The organism is Pantoea sp. SGAir0184, from assembly GCF_043544755.1.
Genome location: NZ_CP028051.1, coordinates 364,725 through 384,548 on the forward strand (window position 1 = coordinate 364,725; position 19,824 = coordinate 384,548).

Sequence of the window (19,824 nt, forward strand, 5' to 3'; positions counted from 1 at the left end):
ACCGGCTTCAGTTAAACATCGCCAGCTGTTGATTAAACAGGGCGTGCATATATTGACGGGTGGCGACACCGCGATGGCAGGCGCAGGCAAGATGGGCATCGGCACTGCTTAAATGGTCGCGCAGACGACGTTCAGCCCCTTCAGGACCCAGCATCTGCACCAGCGTGGATTTGCCCTGATCCTGATGACAGTCCTTGCCGGTGTGTTTAGAGCCATCCGCCAGGTCGTCCAGTAACTGGAAAGCCTGACCTAAATCCTGCGCAAAATAGCTTAAACGCTGACGTACCTGCACTGACGCATCGGCCGCAATCGCCGCCATCTGCAGCGTGGCGCGAAACAGGACGCTGGTTTTCAGTTCATTGGTCAGGGTAATGGCTTCCGGACTGCGGCTGTGTGCGCCGTCATGCAGATCCTGGAATTGACCCTGAACCAGTCCCTGCAGGCCCACGGCAGAGGAGAGCTCGGCGATGGCTTCGGCTTTGTGCGTTGCCGGCAGACCCGGCGCGAGGGCAATCACCTCAAAGGCGCGGCTGAGTAGCGCGACCGCCGCCAGGATCGCCACGTTTTCCCCATATTCACAATGGATTGCCGGGCGTCCACGTCGCATCCGGGCGTTATCCATTGACGGAATGTCGTCAAGGATCAGTGAGGCGGCGTGCACCATTTCGACCGCACAGGCAAGATCAAGGATACCCTGCTGCGCCACGTCACAGCCCATATCGCGTGCTGCCAGCAGCAGCAAGAGCGGACGAATACGTTTGCCCGGTGCCAGCGTGCCGGCACGCATGGCGGCCCGAACGCGATCGGCCTGCTGCCCGGCAGGCAATAAATGTTCAAGATGAGCCTGCAATGCGTGATGCAACTGAAGGAGATCGCTTTCCTGGCTTGCTGTGGTATCGACATGGGCGGTCATAGCGGCTTTCCATGGTTAGTTAAATTCTTGTGCTTTTTCAATTAACCGTAGACCCGGTAAGGGGAGTGCGCCAGCGAGCGAAGCGACTTTAACGCACCGTCACGCTTTTTTTATTTATTGAATAATCTGAGAAGTAATTCCTATGACCCTCAGGCCAGTTTTCGCTGCGGTGACTGCTATGATGACGGGCAATCAGAGGAGACAGCTATGACGACGCAAAAAGTGGCGGTAATCGGTGCGGGTGTGATCGGCCTCGCCGTGGCGTGGGCGCTGACGCGGCAGGGGGCGCAGGTGACCCTCTTTGACCGGCAACACATGGGCGCGGGCACCAGCAGCACCACATTTGCCTGGGTGAATTCGAACGGCAAACAGCCTGCCAGCTATCACCGCCTCAATGCGCTGGCGATGGAGGAGCATATCCGGCTGCAGCTGACGCAGACCAATGGCGTGCGCTGGCTGGAACCTTGTGGCACCTGGGAGTGGGCCGGCGCGGGTGAAGCCGAACAGCAACTGCAGCAGCGTGCCACCACATTACAGGCCGCTGGCTATGCGGCACGGCAAAGGACGCTGGCCGAGCTGCAGCAGGAAATTCCTGAACTGCGCACGTCTGCGGTGCACGGCAGCATCTGGCATTTTCCAACGGAATCGGTGCTCTATCCGGCGCTGTATCTGGCACGGCTGTGGTCAGAGGCGCAGGCGCACGGCGCGGTATTGCATCAGCATCAGGCGATTCAGCACATTAGTGAAAATGCGGAAGGCGTGACGGTGCAGCTGGAGCAGGGTGAGCAGTGGCAGGGTGATCGTCTGGTGCTGGCGACCGGACGCTGGGCCAATCAGCTGCTGCATACGCTTGGTCTGGAACTGGCGCTGATTGACACCAGCAAGCCTGATGCGGTGGCCTGCAGCTTTCTGGCGCGCACCGCACCACAGCCGTTATCGCTTGGCACCAACCTGATTTCTCCGCAGCTGAACGTGCGGCCGGACGGCGGCGGGCGGTTACTGTTACAGGCGCTGGATCTCGATCATCTGGCCGATCCGGGCGCGCCGCCGTCGACTCATAGTGCCATCGCCGATCAGTTTCGTGAGCGCTACCGTGCGCTGTTTGCCACGGCTGGTGCGTTGCAGATCGAGCAGATTGTCGTCGGGCAGCGGGCGCGTCCGGCTGATGGGTTGCCGGCGCTGGGCTTTGTCACCCCGCATCAGCGCGTGTATATCGCGGTGACGCACAGCGGCATCACGTTATCACCGCTGATTGGCAGGCTGGTGGCGCAAGAACTGATCGGCGACAGTCCCAGCGACCTGCTGAAAGAGTTCCGGCCACAACGGCTGATCGGCAAAGCCGCCAGCGCGTTTGCACCGATTCAGCGAAACTTTCCGGCGGCACAGTGAGCGAAGCGATGGCGCAGACCACAGGGTGGCAGATTGATTAATTTTTAACCTGAATTAAGGCGTAGGCTGATCGCGATCAAAAAAACATCTGCCGGGCTGCTCAACCATGGAAGGCGAAACATAAGCCAAATGGAGGTGAGTATGCGTACCACCCTGATGACGCTGCCGCAGATGGCGCATTACCTTGATATCCCCTGTACCACGCTGGCGCGTGCTATGTGTAATCGTGGCACGCTGGAAAAATTGCCGCTGCCGGCGGCGGTTGATGACAGCCTGCCGCTCTCCTCTCGCTGCTGGTCACGCGAAGAGGTCAGGCAGTTTCGCCATCGGCTCCAGCGCCGCCGCCATCAGCGCTAAGCGAATCCAGCCGGTCGTCCTGACCGGCTGAATATCAGGCAGCGACACCATTTGGCCGTGCAGCGACATGACCGGCCCACAGGCTGGCAACCCACTTCACACCTTTCGCGGTAAACCGTGCCTGCGAAAAAGCATGCTGGTTTTCACCCATTCCGCTGCGCAGTGCAAAATAGCCAGCCTGCAGATGGTGCTGCTGTGGTGTCAGCGCACCTTTGTCACGGTACATAATGTTGCGCTCAAGCAGAAACTGCCGAAACTCCGGCTCTTTCACCTTGAGCATTTTGCACAGCTGGCGAAAACCCAGCGACTCATGCACATCCACAAAGCGATCAAAGAATTCTGCCTTTGGGGCCGTCAGCGCCAGTTGCTGTTCCGCCGCACGGCGTTGCTCAAACTGTTCTGCCCAGGCACGTGCCGCTTCCGCCGGATTGGTGAAATCGGGCAGATGGGTGAATTTCTCCCGCTCCTGCCAGCGGTCCAGCAGTTCGGCGGTAAAGCCAGGGGAAAGACGAGCAACCGCCAGCAGCGAGTCACGTTTATTCAGCTGGAACTCCTGACGTGTCTCACCTTCATGCTCGTAATGATTCACCGTGACAGGCTGGGAAAGGCGCTGCGCGGTTTCCAGGCTTTTAATCAGGCGCTTCACTTCGCCATGCGTGATGCCGGTTATTCTGGCAATTTCACGGCTGCTCATCAGCAGAGTTGCGTTGAGAGCAGCAAGACTTTCCGTTGAGATCATCATCAGTATCACCTCTTACAAACGTGGAACAGTCCATCAGACTGCTGGATAAGTATACAATATACTGTTTGCATATCCAGTATTATTTTTAGCCGTTACTGTAAGAAATGCCTCTCTGCGAGATATCGCACAAAGCGCAACTGCGCCGGACCCCGCTCTGCACCCGATACCGATACGCTTGCCTATTCGACTATTACTACCAGGCTTAAGCGATTCAGGTTAAATAAAGACAGCCTTTCGTTACGCTTATTTATGAGGAGCTGATTATGAAAGCGTTAACTTATCATGGCCCACATCGGGTGCGCGTTGAAACTGTTCCTGACCCGATTTTAGAGCAGCCGGACGACATTATTTTACGCGTCACCGCGACGGCAATTTGCGGCTCCGACTTACATCTTTATCGCGGGAAAATTCCCGGTACCGATCACGGTGATATATTTGGTCACGAATTTATGGGTGAAGTGGTCGAAGCGGGAAGTGAGGTTACCAACGTAAAAATTGGCGATCGCGTTGTGGTGCCCTTTGTTATTGCCTGTGGCGACTGTTTCTTTTGTCATCTGCATCAGTATGCGGCCTGTGAAAATACCAATAGCGGGCGCGGTGCTATTTTAAACAAGAAAAATATTACCCCGCCTGCAGCGTTATTTGGCTACAGCAAACTGTACGGCGGCGTGCCGGGCGGCCAGGCGGAATATGTGCGGGTACCAAAAGCCAATGTCGGGCCGTTTAAAGTGCCGCTGGCGCTACCGGATGAGAAAGTGCTGTTTCTCTCCGATATCCTGCCCACCGCCTGGCAGGCAGTGCAAAATGCCGGGCTGGATAAAGGCTCCAGCGTCGCCATTTTTGGCGCCGGCCCGGTCGGGTTACTGAGCGCCGCCTGCGCGCGCCTGGTAGGGGCGGAAGAGATCTTTATGATTGACCACAACGCTTATCGACTGGAATTTGCCCGCCAGCGTTATGGGGTTACGCCGATCAATTTTGACGAAATCGACGATCCTGCTGGCTGGATCATTGATCATACCCAGGGCCACCGGGGCGTTGATGCGGTAATCGATGCGGTAGGTTTTGAAGCCAAGGGCAGCCTGACGGAAACGGTGATGAGTAATCTGAAGCTGGAGGGCAGCAGCGGGAAGGCGCTGCGGCAGTGTATTGCGGCGGTGCGCCGTGGCGGTGTGGTCAGCGTGCCGGGCGTGTATGCCGGCTTTATCCACGGCTTCCTGTTTGGCGATGCATTCGATAAAGGACTGACGTTTAAAATGGGCCAGACGCATGTGCAGGCCTATTTACCGCGCCTGCTGTCGCTGATTGAACAAGGGCTGCTGACGCCGGAAGAGATTGTGACGCACCATATGCCGCTGGAAGAGGCCGCGCGTGGCTATGAAATCTTTGAAAAACGCAAAGAGGATTGCCGCAAAGTGATTCTGGTGCCCGGTATGGCCAGTACCACACCGGCGACCTGAGTGCTGACAGGCTGCCTGACGGCAGCCTGCTTCCGTGGCTTAACGCACGATATCTTCATCGCGGTCGTTGAGCTCGGGTAGTGCAATTTGCCGTGAGGGCGCGTTATCCAGCCGATCGCCATAATCAGCACTGACATCGGGCAGGCTGGTAAACTGGCCATCGACGAACAAAAAGCTCAGGTGTTTTTCCACCTCCGCCAGTAATTCGTCCACTTCCTGCTCTGTTTCTCCCCCGGCATCTTTACCATCCAGCTGCCAGCGATAACGATCGCCCACTCTTTCCGCACCGCCAATATCAACGATATGGCCGTCGATATTTTCCACCAGTAAACGCTGACGGGAAAAATAGAGTAAATAGGGCATCCGATCGCGATTGTTTTCTGACATAACATAACTCCTTCATGACGTTACCACGGTTAGCGCAGAAAATAATAGCGAAACGCAAATACTGCCCAATATACCGCGTTCAGACCTAAATAAGCCCAGCACCCCCAATAAGCCACAGGCTCGCGACGGGTGCGCAGTTTAGGTAAGAAAGCCAGTAAATAACCGGCTGCAGCAATAAGCGAAACGAAATAAAGTAGTTTCATGCGCTCTCCTGAATTTATTATCGTCTGATAAGCATAGTCAGGATAAATAAGGTTGGGGATAGCGCAGGACATTCTTATCGGTGGCGATGGCAAAGATAACGGACGTCAGCCAATCAGCGCTTTAGCTTTAGCGCGAATCTCACTCAGTTCCTCGGCGGTCACATGGCTTTTTTTTTCCACTTTTCTGGCGCGCCAGTCGATGGAGGTGACCTGATCGGCCAGCGCCACACTATCACGGCTACCGACAAGGGAAACTTCGAAAGGATAGCCTTTGACCTGGGTGGTACACGGGACGCACAACAACATGCCGACCTTGTTGTTATAGGCAAAGGGACTCAGCACAACCGCAGGACGATGGCCGCCCTGTTCATGGCCAAGGGTGGGATCAAAATCCAGCCAGATGAGATCGCCTGCATCGGGAACAAAACGTGACACCATCAGATTCTTTCCTTGCCCACTGAAGGTCCAAAATCAATTTTATCATGGACGTTATCGTCGGTGATCTCGTCCAGCAGAGCGTCCAGTGAATACACCTTTTCCCTGAGCGGCACAAGGATCAGCTTGCCATCTTCAACGCTGAGTTCCAGTTTATCGTCCACGCTGAGCGACGCGGATTGCATCACGCTGGACGGAATGCGAATCGAGGGACTGTTGCCCCATTTCTTTAAGGTGACGGTCGTCATAACAGGCCTCCGAAGAATGTGTATACATTGTATAGCCGTGATGATGTTGATACAACGTATAAACACCTTCAGCCTGACATGTTAAGAAAGCGGCAGGATTCAGCGCGCCGTTAACTGTTGCAACGCCGCTGCGCTGGCGGCATCATCCGGCACATATACCAGCAGGCGATCGCCGTTGCGTGACGCCGACCACCAGTTATTCTGGCGCAGGGTCATTTCGCCTACTTCGGCACGGTAAAAGCGTTTTACGCGGTTTTCCACCTTGCCCAGTTCGTAGCGCTGCCAGGTGTGCGCGAACTCATCGGAACTGTTCAGCAATCGCGCCAGGAAGCTCTCCCAGTGCGGATCGCCCAGATGCTCGCCCATCTGACCGCGAAACATCGCCACCATCTGCGGCATCACTTCGTCCCAGTCGGTCATCACATTGCGCCAGCCGGCATGGTTGAACGCCAGCCAGATACAGTTGCGATCTTCCGGCGCGATCTGGGCTAAATCGACGCCCATCAGCGCACACCACGCCTGGTTATAGCCGAGGATATCGAAGCGCGGCGTTTCGATGATCGCCGGTAGCTGAATGGCATCCAGCATTTGCTGATTATGTCCGGCGAGTTTGCAGCAGGCAGCGGCGACGCGCGTCGATGGCAGGGTGTGTCCGGCCAGCGAGAAAAGATGCTGCGTCTCAATATCATTGCATTGCAGGGCGCTGGCGATGGCCGTCAGCGTTTTGGTGGAGGCTTTGATATCGCGCCCCTGTTCCAGCCAGGTGTACCAGGTGACGCCGACATCCGCCAGCTGCGCTACCTCTTCACGGCGTAAACCCGGCGTGCGGCGCTGACGCATGCGCGGTAAACCGAGGCGGTTAGGATCCAGGCTCTCACGGCGCGTACGTAAAAAGGTACCGAGTAATTTACGGTTGTTCAGCTCAGCGGGGGTAAGGGTTTGCGCGGTGCTCATCAGCAGCTCTCCAGACGAGACGGGTAGAATTTATACCATGATAATCAAGAACTGGTACCCGTTTAATGGTTAGGTGATGCTATGCCATAGTGAAACTAAAAACAAGGTTAACGCTATGCAGACATCGCAACTTCAACGTGCAGGACTGGTGGTCCTGCTGGCCGGGCAGCTATTGCCGATGATCGACTTTTCCATAGTCAACGTCGCGCTGGATGCGATGGCGCAATCGCTGCGTGCCTCGCCGATCGCGCTGGCGCTGATCGTGGCGGTGTACGGTATCGCTTTTGCTATTTGTCTGGCGATGGGCGGACGCCTGGGTGATAACTTTGGCCGCCGTCGCGTGTTTCTGGCTGGCGTCTGGATCTTTGGCATTGCGTCATTATTGTGCGGCATCGCTAACAGCGTCGGCATGCTGATGTTTGCGCGCGCGCTGCAGGGCGTCGGTGCCGCTTTTATGGTGCCGCAGATTCTCGCCACGCTGCACGTTACGCTGCAGGGCAGGGCGCATGCGCGGGCCATTGGCCTGTACGGCGGTATCGGCGGGCTGGCTTTTATTGTTGGCCAGGTGCTGGGCGGTTTTTTGATCAAAGCCGATATTGGCGGCTACGGCTGGCGCAGCGTGTTTCTCATCAACCTGCCGATCTGCCTGTTCGTCCTGCTGACCGCGCGCCGCTTCGTGCCGGAAACGCATAACCTCAAGCGCGTGCCGGTGGATGTGAGCGGTACGCTGCTGCTGGCCGGCGCGATCGGCTGTCTGATGCTGGCACTCGCGCTGGGGCCGCTGCTGCACTGGTCGTGGCCGTGCCTGTTACTACTGGCGCTGTTTCCGTTGTTTCTGCATCGGCTGCGTCATAGCGCGCTGCGACTGGAAGCCGCTGGCGGATCGCCGCTGCTGCCGCCCTCGCTGCTGCGTCTTTCCAGCGTGCGTTTTGGTCTGACGCTGGCGGTGCTGTTCTTCTCCTGCTGGAGCGGCTTTATGTTCGCGGTGGCGCTGACGCTGCAATCCGGCATCGGCATGACCGCTTTCCAGTCCGGCAACGCGTTTATTGCCCTTGGTGCGGCCTATTTTATCGGCTCAATGCGTACTACCCGCATGGTTGAGCGCTATGGTAAACGTGCCACGTTACTGTCTGGCTGTGCGATTCAGATGGTCGGGCTGGTGGCGCTGATCGCGACGCTGCAGCTGAAGTGGCCGCAGGTGGGCATTGCTACGTTGATTCCGGCTACCGCGCTGATTGGCTTTGGCCAGTCGTTTATTGTCAGCACCTTCTACCGCATTGGCATGAGCGGGGTGCCGCATCATCAGGCTGGCGCAGGCAGTGCTGTGCTGTCCACCGTGCAGCAATCGGCGCTGGGACTGGGACCGATGCTGCTCGGCGGCGTGTTCACCCAGATCAATCAGCATGGTAATCATCTGGCAGCCATCAGCGGTACGCTGACGGTGGAGTTGCTGATGATGGCACTGCTGGTTGTGCTGACCAGCGTCAACCGCCGGACATTCCAGCCGGCGACGGCTGAAGGCTGACGCCGGAGGGAAAAGTCAGCCCTTCTGGTCACCGTAAACGCTGATCCTGCAAGGTAATAACAGGTTTTTGGGCCGGGTGCGCATTGATGCGCCCCGGCACCTGAAAACCGCGCCGCGCTTACTTTTCCGCCAGGCGTAAACCGCTTTCGGCATCGAACAGATGAATTTTTTGCGGATTGAAACCGATGCGCAGCGTCGCACCACTGCCGGCCGCATGCCGTCCGGCCATCTGCATGTGCAGCGCATGACCGTGCCAGTCAAGGTGCAGCAGGGTTGATTCCCCGGTAATCTCCACCACGTTCACCCTCGCAGGCGCGCCGTCCTGCACTTCGCACAAATCGTGCGGGCGCACCCCCAGCGTCACGGCAGCGCCTTCACGTTCCCGCGCCACCGCCTGCCACTGCGCGGGCAGCGGCTGCCACCAGTCCTGACACTGCACGCCCGGCACGCCGTCATGCGTCAGCAATTGTGCCGGTAACAGGTTCATGGGCGGCGAACCAATAAAACGCGCCACAAAGGTATCTGCCGGACGATCGTAGATCGCCAGCGGTGCGCCCTGTTGCACGATGCGTCCCTCTTTCATCACCACAATCTGGTCGGCCAGCGTCATCGCTTCTACCTGATCGTGCGTGACATACACCATGGTGGTTTTGAAACGCTGATGCAGCGACTTGATCTCGGCGCGCAGCTCCATGCGCAGCTGGGCATCAAGGTTAGAGAGCGGTTCGTCAAACAGAAACACCTGCGGATTACGCACCATGGCGCGGCCCATCGCCACGCGCTGACGCTGCCCACCCGAGAGCGCGCGCGGGTAGCGCTGCAGCAGCTTATCTATGCCAAGAATCGCGGCGATGCGCGCGATTTTCTGCTGTTGCTCATCGCGACGTACCTTTTTCACCTGCATATGAAACGCCAGGTTTTCGGCCACCGTCAGATGCGGATAAAGCGCATAACTCTGAAACACCATCGCAATGTCGCGATCGGCGGGATCGCGATCGTTAATCTGCACTTTATCCATCAGAATCGCGCCGTCGGAGAGACTCTCCAGTCCGGCGAGCAGGCGCAGCAGCGTCGACTTGCCGCAGCCGGACGGGCCAACCAGCACGGTAAAGCTGCCGTCGGGAATGGTCAGGTCGAGCGGATGCAGCACCGACTGTTTACCGTAGCGCTTGGCCACTTTAACGAGTTCAACTCCGGCCATAATTTAAAACTCCTGTGCGCATAGTTGCAGTTGTTGCCAGTCGGGATAGCGACGTGGCTGCGTGCTGATTGCCAGTGAGGCCACCGCAATGCCCCATTGCAGCGCGGTGGCAAGATCCTGCTGATGCAGCAGCGCGGTGAGAAAGCCGGCGTTAAAGCTGTCGCCGGCACCGATGGTGTCGACCACCGCGACCGCGCGACCAGGCTGTTGCAGGCTGTGCTGACGTTGCCAGCAGCCCGCGCCCTGCGCACCGCATTTCACCACGCAGCCGCCGCGCCCGCTGAGCCGTTGCGCCAGCAGGTGCGCGCCGGTGTGCAGATCATCTGCGCCACTCAGCCCGAGCGTTTCGACTTCATTGAGCAGCAGCCAGTCGCACTGCGGCAGCCAGTGGGCGATCTGCGCGCGCACCTCATCGCTCCAGCCCTGTGGTGGCCAGCCGGTATCGACGGCGGTGATAAACCCGCGCTGCTGCAGTTCGGCCAGCAACTGCGGATAGTCGTCATACAGTTGCAGGCAGAGAAACGTGCCGCACAGCAGCACGATATCGCCGCTGCTGGCTTGCGCCGGGAGCTGGCTCAGCACGTCCAGCGCGCTGAGCCGCACAATGTGACCGAGATTGCTGAGGAACGATCGCTCGTGATCGGAGTGCGTGACGCCAACGGTGAGCGAGGTTTCGCAGGCGTAGCGTGTCCAGTGCGCCGCGCTGTGCGGAAAATGGCTCGCCAGCCATGCGCTGAGGCCGTCATCGCCCTGATTAGCGACGGCGCGATGGCGCACCTGCATCGCTTCCAGCGCCAGCGCGCAGTTGCCTGCCGAACCGCCCGGACGCAGCTCACTGTGCTGCAGCATCACTTCGGTGCCGCGCTGCGGCCAGCTGTCCAGCGTACCCATGATGACATCGACATTGATATTGCCCACCACGTAGAGCGTGGCGCGGGCTTCCTTATTGCTCATCATCCTTTGCTCCCGCCACTGGCAAGGCCGCTGACCAGCGTTTTTTGCAGCCAGATAGCGATAAAGAGAGGAGGAACCGACGCCAGAATACCGACGGCGGCAATCAGCCCATCGTCGGTGGCGCGGCCTGCGGTAAAGCCGGCAATGGTGACCGGCAGGGTTTGCGCGGCGATGTTGCTGGTGAACAGCAGGGCGTAGAAAAATTCATCCCACGCCAGCAGCCAGCCAAACAGCGCCGCCGCGCCCAGCACCGGTTTCGCCAGCGGCAGCGTAATGCGCAGCAGCACCTGCCAGACGCGCAGTCCATCAAGACGCGCAGCCTGTTCGATATCCTGCGGCAGGGCATCAAACTGGTTTTTCAGCATCCAGGTGAGAAACGGCAGAATCAGCGAGCAGTACACGATGATCAAACCGGGTCGGGTGTTGAGCAGATCGAACTGCTGCAGCAGAAAGTAGAGCGGCAGCACAAACGCCACCGGCGGCACCATATAGATGGCCAGAGACGCGAACAGCCAGCCGTCACGGCCGCGATAGCGCGAGAAGCTGAACGCTGCCGGGATCGCGAGCATCAGGCACACCAGCGTTGCGCCGGTTGACACCAGCAGGCTATTACCCAGCGCATGCAGGAACAGCGCGCCGGGCTGGCCGGGTTCCAGCGAGATCAGCCTGCCGTAGCGGCTGAAATCCCACTGGCGCGGCAGCCACTCCAGCGGCACGCGTGTCAGATCGCTGGTGGCGCTGACGCTCATCAGAAACAGCCAGCCCATCGGTGCCACGACGGAGAGCGCCACCAGCAGCGCCGCCGCGTATTTAGCGCAGGTACGCAGTTTAACCTTCATAGGCACTTCCCCGACGGCGCTGCCGCCACAGTAATAACATGTAAAGGGTGATCAGCACCGCGCACAGCAGCGTCATTAACATGGCATAAGCCGCACCGCTGCCGGCGCGCAGGTAGCTGAAGGATTCCTGATAGACGTAAAAGCTCAGCGTTTTGGTGCTGTCGACCGGACCGCCACGCGTCATCACGTAGATGATGTCGAAGATTTTAAAGGCGTCGATGGTGCGTAACACCAGCGCCACGCTGAGCGATCCAACAATCGCCGGAAAGGTGATGGCACGAAAACGCCGCCATGCCGATGCGCCATCCAGCCGTGCCGCTTCGTAGAGATCCTCCGGCACCGACTGCAGCGCTGCCAGCACCAGCAGCGTCACCAGCGGATAGTTTTTCCAGATGTCGGCAAACATTACCGCGTTGAGCGCGGAAGACGGCGACCCCAGCCAGCTGCGGTAGCCATCGATGAAACCGAGCTGCGTCAGCAGGGCGTTGATACTGCCGTAGTCCGGATTGAAATTGAGGCGCCACATCATGGCGTTCACAATGGTTGGCAGCGCCCACGGCAGAATCACCAGCACGCGCAGCACGTTACGTCCGGCGAATTTCTGGTTGAGCAGCAGCGCAACCAGCACGCCGATGACGCCTTCAATCGCTACCGACACCACGGTGAAGTAGAGCGTGCGCCACAGCGAGGTTTGAAAATCCGCATCGGTAATGGCGTAGAGATAGTTCTCCAGGCCAATCCATTGCGGCGCTTCACCGCCACCGCCAATCAGCGCGGCATCGGTAAAACTCAGCCAGATAGTGCGCAGCAGCGGCCAGGCGGTGAGCAACAGCATCACCAGTAGCATGGGTGCCAGCAGCACCCATGCCTGCCGTTGTTCGCGTTGACGCAAACTCAGCATACTGACCCCTTAACGCAGACGCGCCGCACTTTTGTCTACCGCCTGCATGGCTGCTTCCGGTGTCGCGCTGCCGACCAGAACCCGTTGCAGCTGCTGCTGCAGGGTGTTGGAGAGACGTGAGTAATCAGCGGTTTCCGGACGCGACAGCATGACATTCAGCGATTTGTCGGCAGCAGCGATCAGGCTCTCCTGATTCTTACTGACCGCGGGATCCTGATAGGAGCTTTTCCAGATCGGCAGACTGAGCGTGGCGTATTTATTCTGTACCGGCTGCGAAGTCATGTAACTGATGTACTGCCACGCCTGCTCCGGATGGCTGCTGCCTTTGGCAATGCCCAGACCCATCGAACCGTTGACCGCGCCGAAACGATTGGGCGCATCGCCGGGTGCGGGCATGATGCCAACCTGGCCGGCGACTTTACTCTGTTTGGCATCGTTGGCCATGTTGTACATGTAGGTCCAGTTGAGCGCGAAAGCCGCATCGCCGTTGGAAAAGGCTTTGCGCACGTCCTCTTCCAGATATTCGCGCGAAGCCGGGTTGGTCAGACCCTCATCAAGCGAGCTTTTCATCAGCTTCACCGCCTGCAGCGAGGCTGGCGTTGAGAAATCGAGCTTACCGTTGTTATAGAATTTGCCGCCGAAGCCGGAGACCAGCGTGGTGTAGTCACACACCAGCGCTTCCGCCTGTGACCAGCTCCATACCAGCGGATATTTAACGATATTTTTCTGCTTAATGATGCGCGCATCATCCATCACCTGCTGCCAGGTTTGCGGCAGATCTTTTATGCCGGCTTTTTCCAGCATCGCTTTGTTGTAGTAGAGATATTTGGTGTCGAGGATCCACGGCATGCCCAGTGTTTTGCCTTTGAACACCACGGTGTTCATTGCGCCGGGGAAGATTTTCTCTTTTTCATCTGCGCTGATGCGACTGCTGACATCCTGCAACAGGTCGAACTTGCTGAATTCAGCCGGCCAGATGGCATCAAACAGCACCACATCGTAACCGTTGCCGCCCGCGCCGCGTGCCGCGACAATCTTATCGTGCAGCGCTTCGTAAGGAACAAACTCCAGATTGACCTGCACGTCCGGGTGCGCTGTCTGAAACGCCTGCGTCATGGCGCGGATATCGTTTTCACTGTAGGCCGCCTGCGTCATAAACAGGGCGTTAAGCGTAGTGGTAGCCGCTGCCGCGCTGCCCGCGCAGGCGAACAGTACGGCGGCAAAACAACCTTTCATCTGATTTTTCATTGCGTTCTCGCCTTCATGCAGTAGAGGGTGTTTAATTAAATCAATTTGATTGATTTAATATCGCGCACAGATTGCCATCGCGCAGTGGCTGACAGCAGTGAGCTAAAGCAAGGGACGTGCCAGGGCAGAAAACAACGCTGCCATCCGACACTACTTTGCACAGATTTTTGCCGCTGTCAGGTAAACAGGTTGTAAAATGTGTTGCCGATCATAGATATTGAGGCGGCGGTCCGCAGCGGTAGTTAAAAGAGGGAAGCGAGCAGGATGAAAACGTCGGGAACCAATCTGGAACATGCGCGCGCGCACAATCGTCGGGTGATTATCGAAGCGATACGCCTGCACGGTGAGCTGACCCGTGCCGAGCTGGCGCGACTGACCGCGTTAACGCCGCAAACCGTCTCGAATATCGTCGCTGAACTGGAGCAGGCGGAGTTGCTCACCAGCCGTCAGCCGCGTAAGCAGGGCCGCGGTCAGCCGGCGATTCCGGTCACCCTGAATCCTGCCAGTGCGTTTTCCATCGGCATCCATCTCGACCATCAGACGCTACTGATTGTGCTGGTGGACCTGACCGGTGAAATCCATTTTCGCCGCCTTATTATGGTGCAAAAACCGCAGCCGGATGCCACATTAGCGCGCATTGCCGGGGTGCTGGCGGAGATCAAACAGCAGACCGGGCCGCGCTGGCAAAAAGTGCTGGGTATTGGCGTGGTGATGCCGGGGCCGTTTGGTGTGGAGGGTATCTCGTCAATGGGGCCGACCACGCTGCACGGCTGGGAGGATGTCGATATCGCCGCGCGTCTCGCTGAGATGAGCGGACTGCCGGTCACGCTGGAGAATGATGCCACAGTCGCGGCGATTGGCGAACGCTTTCACGGTGTGGCGCGTCATCTTAATTCCTTTATTTATCTGTACATTGGCACGGGCCTGGGCGCGGGCATCATCATGGATGGCCATGTGTACAGCGGCCATGCGCACAACGCCGGTGAAGTAGGGCATGTAGTGGTTGAACCCGGTGGACGTGAGTGTTACTGCGGCAATCATGGCTGCCTGGAGCGTTATGTTTCGCTGCAGGCCGCTTACGAATTCTGCGGGCTCGACCCGATGAGCGCGCTGCCGGAAGATTTACTGCAGGTTGATCCGGCGCTGTTTGATCGCTGGATTGATACCGTGCTTACGCCGCTGCGACAGGGTATAAACATGCTGGAGTGTATCTTTGATGCCGAGAGCGTGATTATCGGCGGCATGATGCCAGCGGTGTTGCTGGATAAAATTATCCAGCGCCTGCCGCCGCTCTACCAATCGGTGCGCGGCCGCTATCTGACCGGCACGCGACTCAAGACCGGCATGACCGGCAGTGACACCGCCGCCCTCGGCGCAGCGGCTTTGCCAATTTTTGATGAGTTTAATCCGCAGTTCCAGGTGCTGATGAAGTGAAAAACGCGGCCAGCGTTTTACCGCATCACCCAGTGTCCGGCGCTCACTTCCTGATAATGCCGTGTTTCCGGCACAAATCCATTGGCACGCACCGGGCTCTTCAGCTCGCTGACGTCCACGTACCGTTTTAAATGGCGGCGCGCCGGATCGGGCACCGGCACCGACGCGAGCAGTTTTTGTGTGTAAGGGTGCTGCGGATTCTCAAAAATAGCCGCGCGCGGTCCAATCTCAACAATCTCTCCCAGCAGCATCACCGCCACACGATGGCTGATACGCTCTACTACCGCCATATCGTGTGAGATAAACAGATACGACAGATTCAGGCTGTGTTGCAGATCGAGCAGCAGATTGATGATCTGCGCTTTCACGGTGACATCAAGGGCGGACACCGACTCGTCGGCAATGATCATTTTCGGATCGAGCATCAGCGCACGGGCAATGCAGATGCGCTGACGCTGGCCGCCGGAAAATTCGTGTGGATAGCGTTTCAGCATGGTTGCGGGCAGGCCAACGCGCGTCATCAGTTCGGCCGCTTTGTTCTGTGCGGCGGCCTTACTGCCCAGCCGATGCTGTAAAAAAGGTTCGGTGAGGGCTTCAAGGACCGACATGCGCGGGTTAAGGCTGGCAAACGGATCCTGAAAAATCATCTGCATGGCGCAGCGCAGCTTGCGCAGTTCTTGCCGGGAGAGGGTCAGCACGTCGCTGCCGTCAAAAGCAATCTGCCCGGAGGCCGGCTGCACCAGCCGCGTCAGCGAGCGGCCGGTGGTGGATTTGCCACAGCCGGATTCGCCGACCAGCGACAAGGTTTCACCCGGCAGCAGATCAAACGAGATATTCTCCACGGCGTGCACCGCACCGGTTTTACGGCTGAACAGCCCTTCGTGAATGCTGAAGCGCGTGCTGAGGTTCTTCACCGACAGCAGCGGCGTTTGCCCTTGTGGCGTCTGCCGCGCCTGCGCCACCGGCGCTTCGCCGTTGAGCGCAAACTTACGCGGTCCATCGATGCCGCGCATGGCACCGAGCTGCGGCACGGTCGCAATCAGCGTGCGGGTATACTCTGCCGCCGGGGCAGAAAAAATCGCGGCGGTGCTGCCGGTTTCCACCATCGCGCCCTGATACATCACCAGCGTGCGGTCGGCGACTTCTGCCACCACGCCCATATCGTGGGTGATGAACAGCACGGCGGTGCCTTCCTCCTCCTGCAGGGTCTTGATCAGGTCAAGGATTTGACCCTGAATCGTGACGTCGAGCGCGGTGGTCGGCTCGTCAGCAATCAGCAATTTTGGACGCAGCGCCAGCGCCATGGCGATCATCACGCGCTGACGCATGCCGCCGGAAAAGTGGTGCGGGTAATCACTGAAGCGTTTGGCCGCGTTGGGAATACGCACTTTCTCCAGCAGCCGGATGGTCTCCTCGCGGGCAGCGCGTGCGCTGATTTTGCGGTGCGCGATCAGCGCCTCAGCAATCTGGTGACCGATAGTGAACGACGGATTAAGGCTGGTCATCGGCTCCTGGAATATCATCGCGATGGCATTGCCACGGATATCGCGCATTGCACGTTCGCTCAGCGTGAGCAAATCCACGCCGTTCAGCAGCACTTTGCCGCTGATACGTGCGTGACGACTATTCAGCAGACGCATGATCGCCATCGAGGTAACGCTTTTGCCTGAGCCCGACTCACCCACAATCGCCAGCGTTTCACCGGCCCCGAGGGTAAAAGAGACGTTTTTCACCACCTCACGCCAGCGGTCATCGCTGCGAAACGCGACGGTGAGATTTTCGATGCTCAGCACCGGCGGGTCAGCGCGATTCATTGTGCCGCCACAAAGCGCGCCGAGCGGGTGCTGACCGGCACAAAGGTAAAATCGGTATCGAACGGATAAGCCGGCTGCAACTTGCGCTTGCGCACCAGCCGTTCAACATACTGATCGACCACACCTTCCGACAGCGCCATCAGGTTGGGATTGGCAATCGGCGCCAGCTCGGGCGACAGGTAACCGGATTTTACCACCACAATTTTTGCCTGGCGCGGATCGAGTCCGAGCAGGGCGAAATCCGCCAGGTTGTGATAAGGACGACGCCGATCGGCAACTACCACGGTAATGCCTGCAATCTTCAGCAGCGCCTGACGGGCAACCGAACGGGCATCATCACTCAGCAGCAGCACGTCAAACTCGCCGCTGACTTTGCCGCCGGCAGGATCCAGCGTGGCACCGATAGTCAGGGAGAGCCGGGCCCCGACGCCTGCGGCGAAGGCCGCCTCCGTGGCCGGTTTATCGGTAATGCCTGCAACGATGACATCCTGCGCATTTTGCCGCAGCAGCTCGGCCAGTACATCGGCCCGATCGCCCACGCCGCCGCCGGTCGGGTTATCACCGGAGTCGGCGAGAATCACCGGTCCTCCAGGGCTGGAAATCGCCATGCGTACGCACTCTTCAGTACTGCCGGTCACGCAGCCAAATACAAATTGCTCACGCGCCTGCCAGTAAGCCAGCGCCAGTTTGGCCGCCTGCTCAGACAGCACATCGGCATCGGTACCGGTCATGATGGCGGCCGCCGTGGCGCGTGGCTCATCCGCCCAGACATAGCCAACCATCAGCGAAGCATCCCAGATATGTTCAAGTGCGTTAATGCCGGGCAGGCTGGCGTAAAGGCTTTTGGTCGGTTCATCTTCCGTGCTGGTGCGCTCGCCTGGCAGCACCACGGGGATCGGTGCCCACACCACGCCCGGTCGGATGCCGCTTTGCAGGCTTTTGACCAGCATTGAGACGGAACGGCGCATGGTCTCCTCCACATCGATATGCGGTGCTGTGCGGTAGGTCGAAAACATATCGATCGCGTCGATGATGCGCTGCGAGACATTGCCGTGCAGATCGTAGCTGACGCTAATCGGACAATCGGGCCCGACCAGCTCGCGCGTCGCGCTAATCCAGTCGCCTTCCGCGTCTTCCATCCCTTCGACATATACCGCGCCGTGCATCGCCAGGTAAACGCCATCCACGGGCAAATACGCCTCGAGCCGACGGAGAAACTCCTGTTTGAAGGCATCATAGGTCACACGTGCCACCGGCCCACCGGCAATGGCGCGGGCGTGAAAGGTCGGCAGAAATTCGGCCGCGTAATCCTGCAGAAAGGCGAAATAGGGATTGGACGTCATCGTTTCACCCCGCACGATGCGGAAGTCGTCGGCGTAATTGAGCACCGGATTCCAGGTACTGCATTCAGTATGAATTCCACCATAGGCAATGCGCATAACAGACTCCGCTAGTCGGGTAAGTGAACGATAAAACGGTAAGCCGCCACACTGGCTGCGGCGCGGGCCCAGCTCAACTGATCAATCGCCATGCTGGCGATGGGCGTCTTGCCCATGATTGAAGGCAACACGTGACTATCTATCGCCTGCATCACCACGGTTCTGAGCAGGCCGTCGAACGCATCCGGCTGATGGGCGATGATAATCATCTCCGGATCGTTCATCTGAATGATATTGGCGATGGCGAGGCCAAGTGCGTCACCTGCCTGGTGCAGAATAGCGATCGCGGCGCTATTGCCTTTTACCGCCAGCGCTTCCAGTTCGGCAACGCTGGTGCAGGGCAGTTGTTTGTCACGCATGCTTTCACGCATCGCAGTGAGCGACGCCAGCGTGTCAAGGCAGCCGCGTTTGCCGCAGCGGCACGGACGCCCGCCCGGCTCTACGGTACAGTGAGCAATTTCACCGGCCCCACCGTGCGCGCCGCGGTGCAGCTGCCCCTGAAAGAAGTGCGCGGAGCCAATGCCGTCGCCGTGGGAAATCAGGGTAAAATTCCGTGCCTTTTTCGCCACGCCGAAAATCTTTTCGCTGACCGCCAGAGCTTTGGCATCGTTTTCCAGTGACACCTCCAGACCGGTTTGCGCGTTAAGCAGTGCCGCCAGCGGGACGTTTTTCCAGCCCAGCAGGGCAGACTGGACGCACACCGCCTGGTTTTCATCCACAAAGCCGGAAAGCGTGACGCCCAGCCCGATGAGCTGATCGGCGGAGATACCTTTTTGTGCAATCAGGCCGGGAATGGCGGCGGCCAGCGCACCAGCCAGCAGCGCAGGATCGGGATTCAGCGGCATGTGAGTGCTGGCCAGGATGCGGCCATGCATATCCGTCAGCACCAGATACACATCGTCACCGAGCAACGACGCACCGAGAAAATAGGCGCTGTCGGCACGCATTTTTAATAACACCGAAGGCCGACCCTGACCGTTACTTTCCGGAATGCTCTCTTCAAGCAGTCCTGCGCTAAGCATCTCTTTGATTAAAGTGCTGATTGCGGCTTTACTCAGCTTCATTTTTTCCGCAATTGCCGTGCGGCTCATGCCATGCGAAGCAATTAATAAACGCACAATTTGTTGCTGATGAGCATTAAGCATCAGAGTTCTCACGGCACAGGCTGTATTTGGCCGACATTAATCAGCCTTGAAAACAAATTCAAGCGTATTTAGTTTATTTTCTGAATGCAGATCGAATTATAAGTAAAATATATGAACTGACATCTTGGCTTTTGTTTGCAGAGTGTGCCTTATATAGCGTCGAGCCCGTTCATCTGCTGCCGTTAACACAACCAAAGCGTATGGCAGGCGATGGCGCGCATTGACGGTCAGCTGCCTGC

Annotated in this window: 20 protein-coding genes; 5 read left to right on the forward strand and 15 right to left on the reverse strand. The window is 58.3% G+C overall.

Features of this window, described 5'->3' with window-relative positions; translation table 11 throughout:
- Positions 1–7 precede the first annotated feature (7 nt).
- Entirely contained in the window at positions 8–913 is a 906-nt protein-coding gene (locus C1N60_RS21775) for a polyprenyl synthetase family protein (protein ID WP_022547229.1), read from the reverse strand.
- Positions 914–1,030: 117 nt separating this feature from the next.
- Here C1N60_RS21775 and C1N60_RS21780 point away from each other — a divergent pair, with 117 nt between their 5' ends.
- Both C1N60_RS21780 and C1N60_RS21785 read left to right on the forward strand, forming a co-directional pair.
- Positions 1,031–2,302, forward strand: coding sequence for an NAD(P)/FAD-dependent oxidoreductase (locus C1N60_RS21780; RefSeq protein WP_394521772.1), 1,272 nt, complete (start codon positions 1,031–1,033; stop codon positions 2,300–2,302).
- Between the two features lie 141 nt (positions 2,303–2,443).
- Positions 2,444–2,659 (forward strand): hypothetical protein, encoded by a 216-nt coding sequence (locus tag C1N60_RS21785; RefSeq protein ID WP_021508891.1) that lies wholly within the window; start codon positions 2,444–2,446, stop codon positions 2,657–2,659.
- Between the two features lie 34 nt (positions 2,660–2,693).
- On the opposite strand, the gene C1N60_RS21790 is transcribed toward C1N60_RS21785, so the two are convergent.
- Positions 2,694–3,401, reverse strand: a complete 708-nt coding sequence (locus tag C1N60_RS21790; protein WP_021508892.1) for a phage antirepressor KilAC domain-containing protein — start codon at positions 3,399–3,401, stop codon at positions 2,694–2,696.
- Positions 3,402–3,664: 263 nt separating this feature from the next.
- Here C1N60_RS21790 and C1N60_RS21795 point away from each other — a divergent pair, with 263 nt between their 5' ends.
- Positions 3,665–4,858, forward strand: a complete 1,194-nt coding sequence (locus C1N60_RS21795) for a zinc-dependent alcohol dehydrogenase (protein WP_125310199.1) — start codon at positions 3,665–3,667, stop codon at positions 4,856–4,858.
- Between the two features lie 39 nt (positions 4,859–4,897).
- Here C1N60_RS21795 and C1N60_RS21800 read toward each other — a convergent pair whose 3' ends face one another.
- From C1N60_RS21800 to C1N60_RS21820, 5 genes are all read right to left on the reverse strand, one after another.
- Positions 4,898–5,245 (reverse strand): hypothetical protein, encoded by a 348-nt coding sequence (locus C1N60_RS21800; protein WP_021508894.1) that lies wholly within the window; start codon positions 5,243–5,245, stop codon positions 4,898–4,900.
- A gap of 29 nt (positions 5,246–5,274) precedes the next feature.
- Complete coding sequence (locus C1N60_RS21805) at positions 5,275–5,448, reverse strand: hypothetical protein (protein ID WP_021508895.1); 174 nt, start codon at positions 5,446–5,448, stop codon at positions 5,275–5,277.
- 105 nt (positions 5,449–5,553) lie between these two features.
- Positions 5,554–5,886 (reverse strand): endoribonuclease MazF, encoded by a 333-nt coding sequence (mazF, locus tag C1N60_RS21810; RefSeq protein ID WP_394521773.1) that lies wholly within the window; start codon positions 5,884–5,886, stop codon positions 5,554–5,556.
- Positions 5,886–6,131: an AbrB/MazE/SpoVT family DNA-binding domain-containing protein gene (locus tag C1N60_RS21815; RefSeq protein WP_058770344.1), complete on the reverse strand. Its 246-nt coding sequence runs from the start codon at positions 6,129–6,131 to the stop codon at positions 5,886–5,888. Before C1N60_RS21815 ends, mazF begins: the two co-directional genes overlap by 1 nt.
- 99 nt (positions 6,132–6,230) lie before the next feature.
- The gene (locus C1N60_RS21820; protein ID WP_394521774.1) at positions 6,231–7,085 is read right to left on the reverse strand and encodes a helix-turn-helix transcriptional regulator; all 855 of its coding nucleotides are present in this window, start codon (positions 7,083–7,085) and stop codon (positions 6,231–6,233) included.
- Positions 7,086–7,200: 115 nt separating this feature from the next.
- Here C1N60_RS21820 and C1N60_RS21825 point away from each other — a divergent pair, with 115 nt between their 5' ends.
- A complete protein-coding gene (locus tag C1N60_RS21825) occupies positions 7,201–8,610 on the forward strand; it encodes an MFS transporter (RefSeq protein WP_394521775.1) in 1,410 nt (469 codons plus the stop codon).
- Between the two features lie 118 nt (positions 8,611–8,728).
- On the opposite strand, the gene C1N60_RS21830 is transcribed toward C1N60_RS21825, so the two are convergent.
- Genes C1N60_RS21830 through C1N60_RS21850 form a run of 5 tightly spaced genes read right to left on the reverse strand, consistent with a single transcriptional unit; the run spans position 8,729 to position 13,753 of the window.
- A complete protein-coding gene (locus tag C1N60_RS21830) occupies positions 8,729–9,811 on the reverse strand; it encodes an ABC transporter ATP-binding protein (RefSeq protein ID WP_058776100.1) in 1,083 nt (360 codons plus the stop codon).
- 3 nt (positions 9,812–9,814) lie between these two features.
- Positions 9,815–10,765 (reverse strand): carbohydrate kinase family protein, encoded by a 951-nt coding sequence (locus C1N60_RS21835; protein WP_394522001.1) that lies wholly within the window; start codon positions 10,763–10,765, stop codon positions 9,815–9,817.
- The gene (locus tag C1N60_RS21840) at positions 10,765–11,604 is read right to left on the reverse strand and encodes a carbohydrate ABC transporter permease (RefSeq protein WP_394521776.1); all 840 of its coding nucleotides are present in this window, start codon (positions 11,602–11,604) and stop codon (positions 10,765–10,767) included. Before C1N60_RS21840 ends, C1N60_RS21835 begins: the two co-directional genes overlap by 1 nt.
- A complete protein-coding gene (locus C1N60_RS21845) occupies positions 11,594–12,505 on the reverse strand; it encodes a carbohydrate ABC transporter permease (protein ID WP_394521777.1) in 912 nt (303 codons plus the stop codon). Before C1N60_RS21845 ends, C1N60_RS21840 begins: the two co-directional genes overlap by 11 nt.
- A 9-nt stretch (positions 12,506–12,514) precedes the next feature.
- The gene (locus C1N60_RS21850; protein ID WP_394521778.1) at positions 12,515–13,753 is read right to left on the reverse strand and encodes an extracellular solute-binding protein; all 1,239 of its coding nucleotides are present in this window, start codon (positions 13,751–13,753) and stop codon (positions 12,515–12,517) included.
- Between the two features lie 264 nt (positions 13,754–14,017).
- Here C1N60_RS21850 and C1N60_RS21855 point away from each other — a divergent pair, with 264 nt between their 5' ends.
- Positions 14,018–15,187 (forward strand): ROK family transcriptional regulator, encoded by a 1,170-nt coding sequence (locus tag C1N60_RS21855; RefSeq protein WP_058759002.1) that lies wholly within the window; start codon positions 14,018–14,020, stop codon positions 15,185–15,187.
- Positions 15,188–15,204: 17 nt separating this feature from the next.
- Here C1N60_RS21855 and C1N60_RS21860 read toward each other — a convergent pair whose 3' ends face one another.
- The 3 genes from C1N60_RS21860 to C1N60_RS21870 are packed head-to-tail and all read right to left on the reverse strand — an operon-like array spanning position 15,205 to position 19,585.
- The gene (locus C1N60_RS21860) at positions 15,205–17,001 is read right to left on the reverse strand and encodes an ABC transporter ATP-binding protein (RefSeq protein WP_058781053.1); all 1,797 of its coding nucleotides are present in this window, start codon (positions 16,999–17,001) and stop codon (positions 15,205–15,207) included.
- Positions 16,998–18,440, reverse strand: a complete 1,443-nt coding sequence (locus tag C1N60_RS21865) for a M81 family metallopeptidase (protein WP_394521779.1) — start codon at positions 18,438–18,440, stop codon at positions 16,998–17,000. The genes C1N60_RS21860 and C1N60_RS21865 overlap by 4 nt, the downstream gene beginning before the upstream one ends.
- Before the next feature lie 11 nt (positions 18,441–18,451).
- On the reverse strand, positions 18,452–19,585 hold the full coding sequence (locus tag C1N60_RS21870; protein WP_394521780.1) for an ROK family protein: 1,134 nt from the start codon (positions 19,583–19,585) through the stop codon (positions 18,452–18,454).
- Positions 19,586–19,824 lie beyond the last annotated feature (239 nt).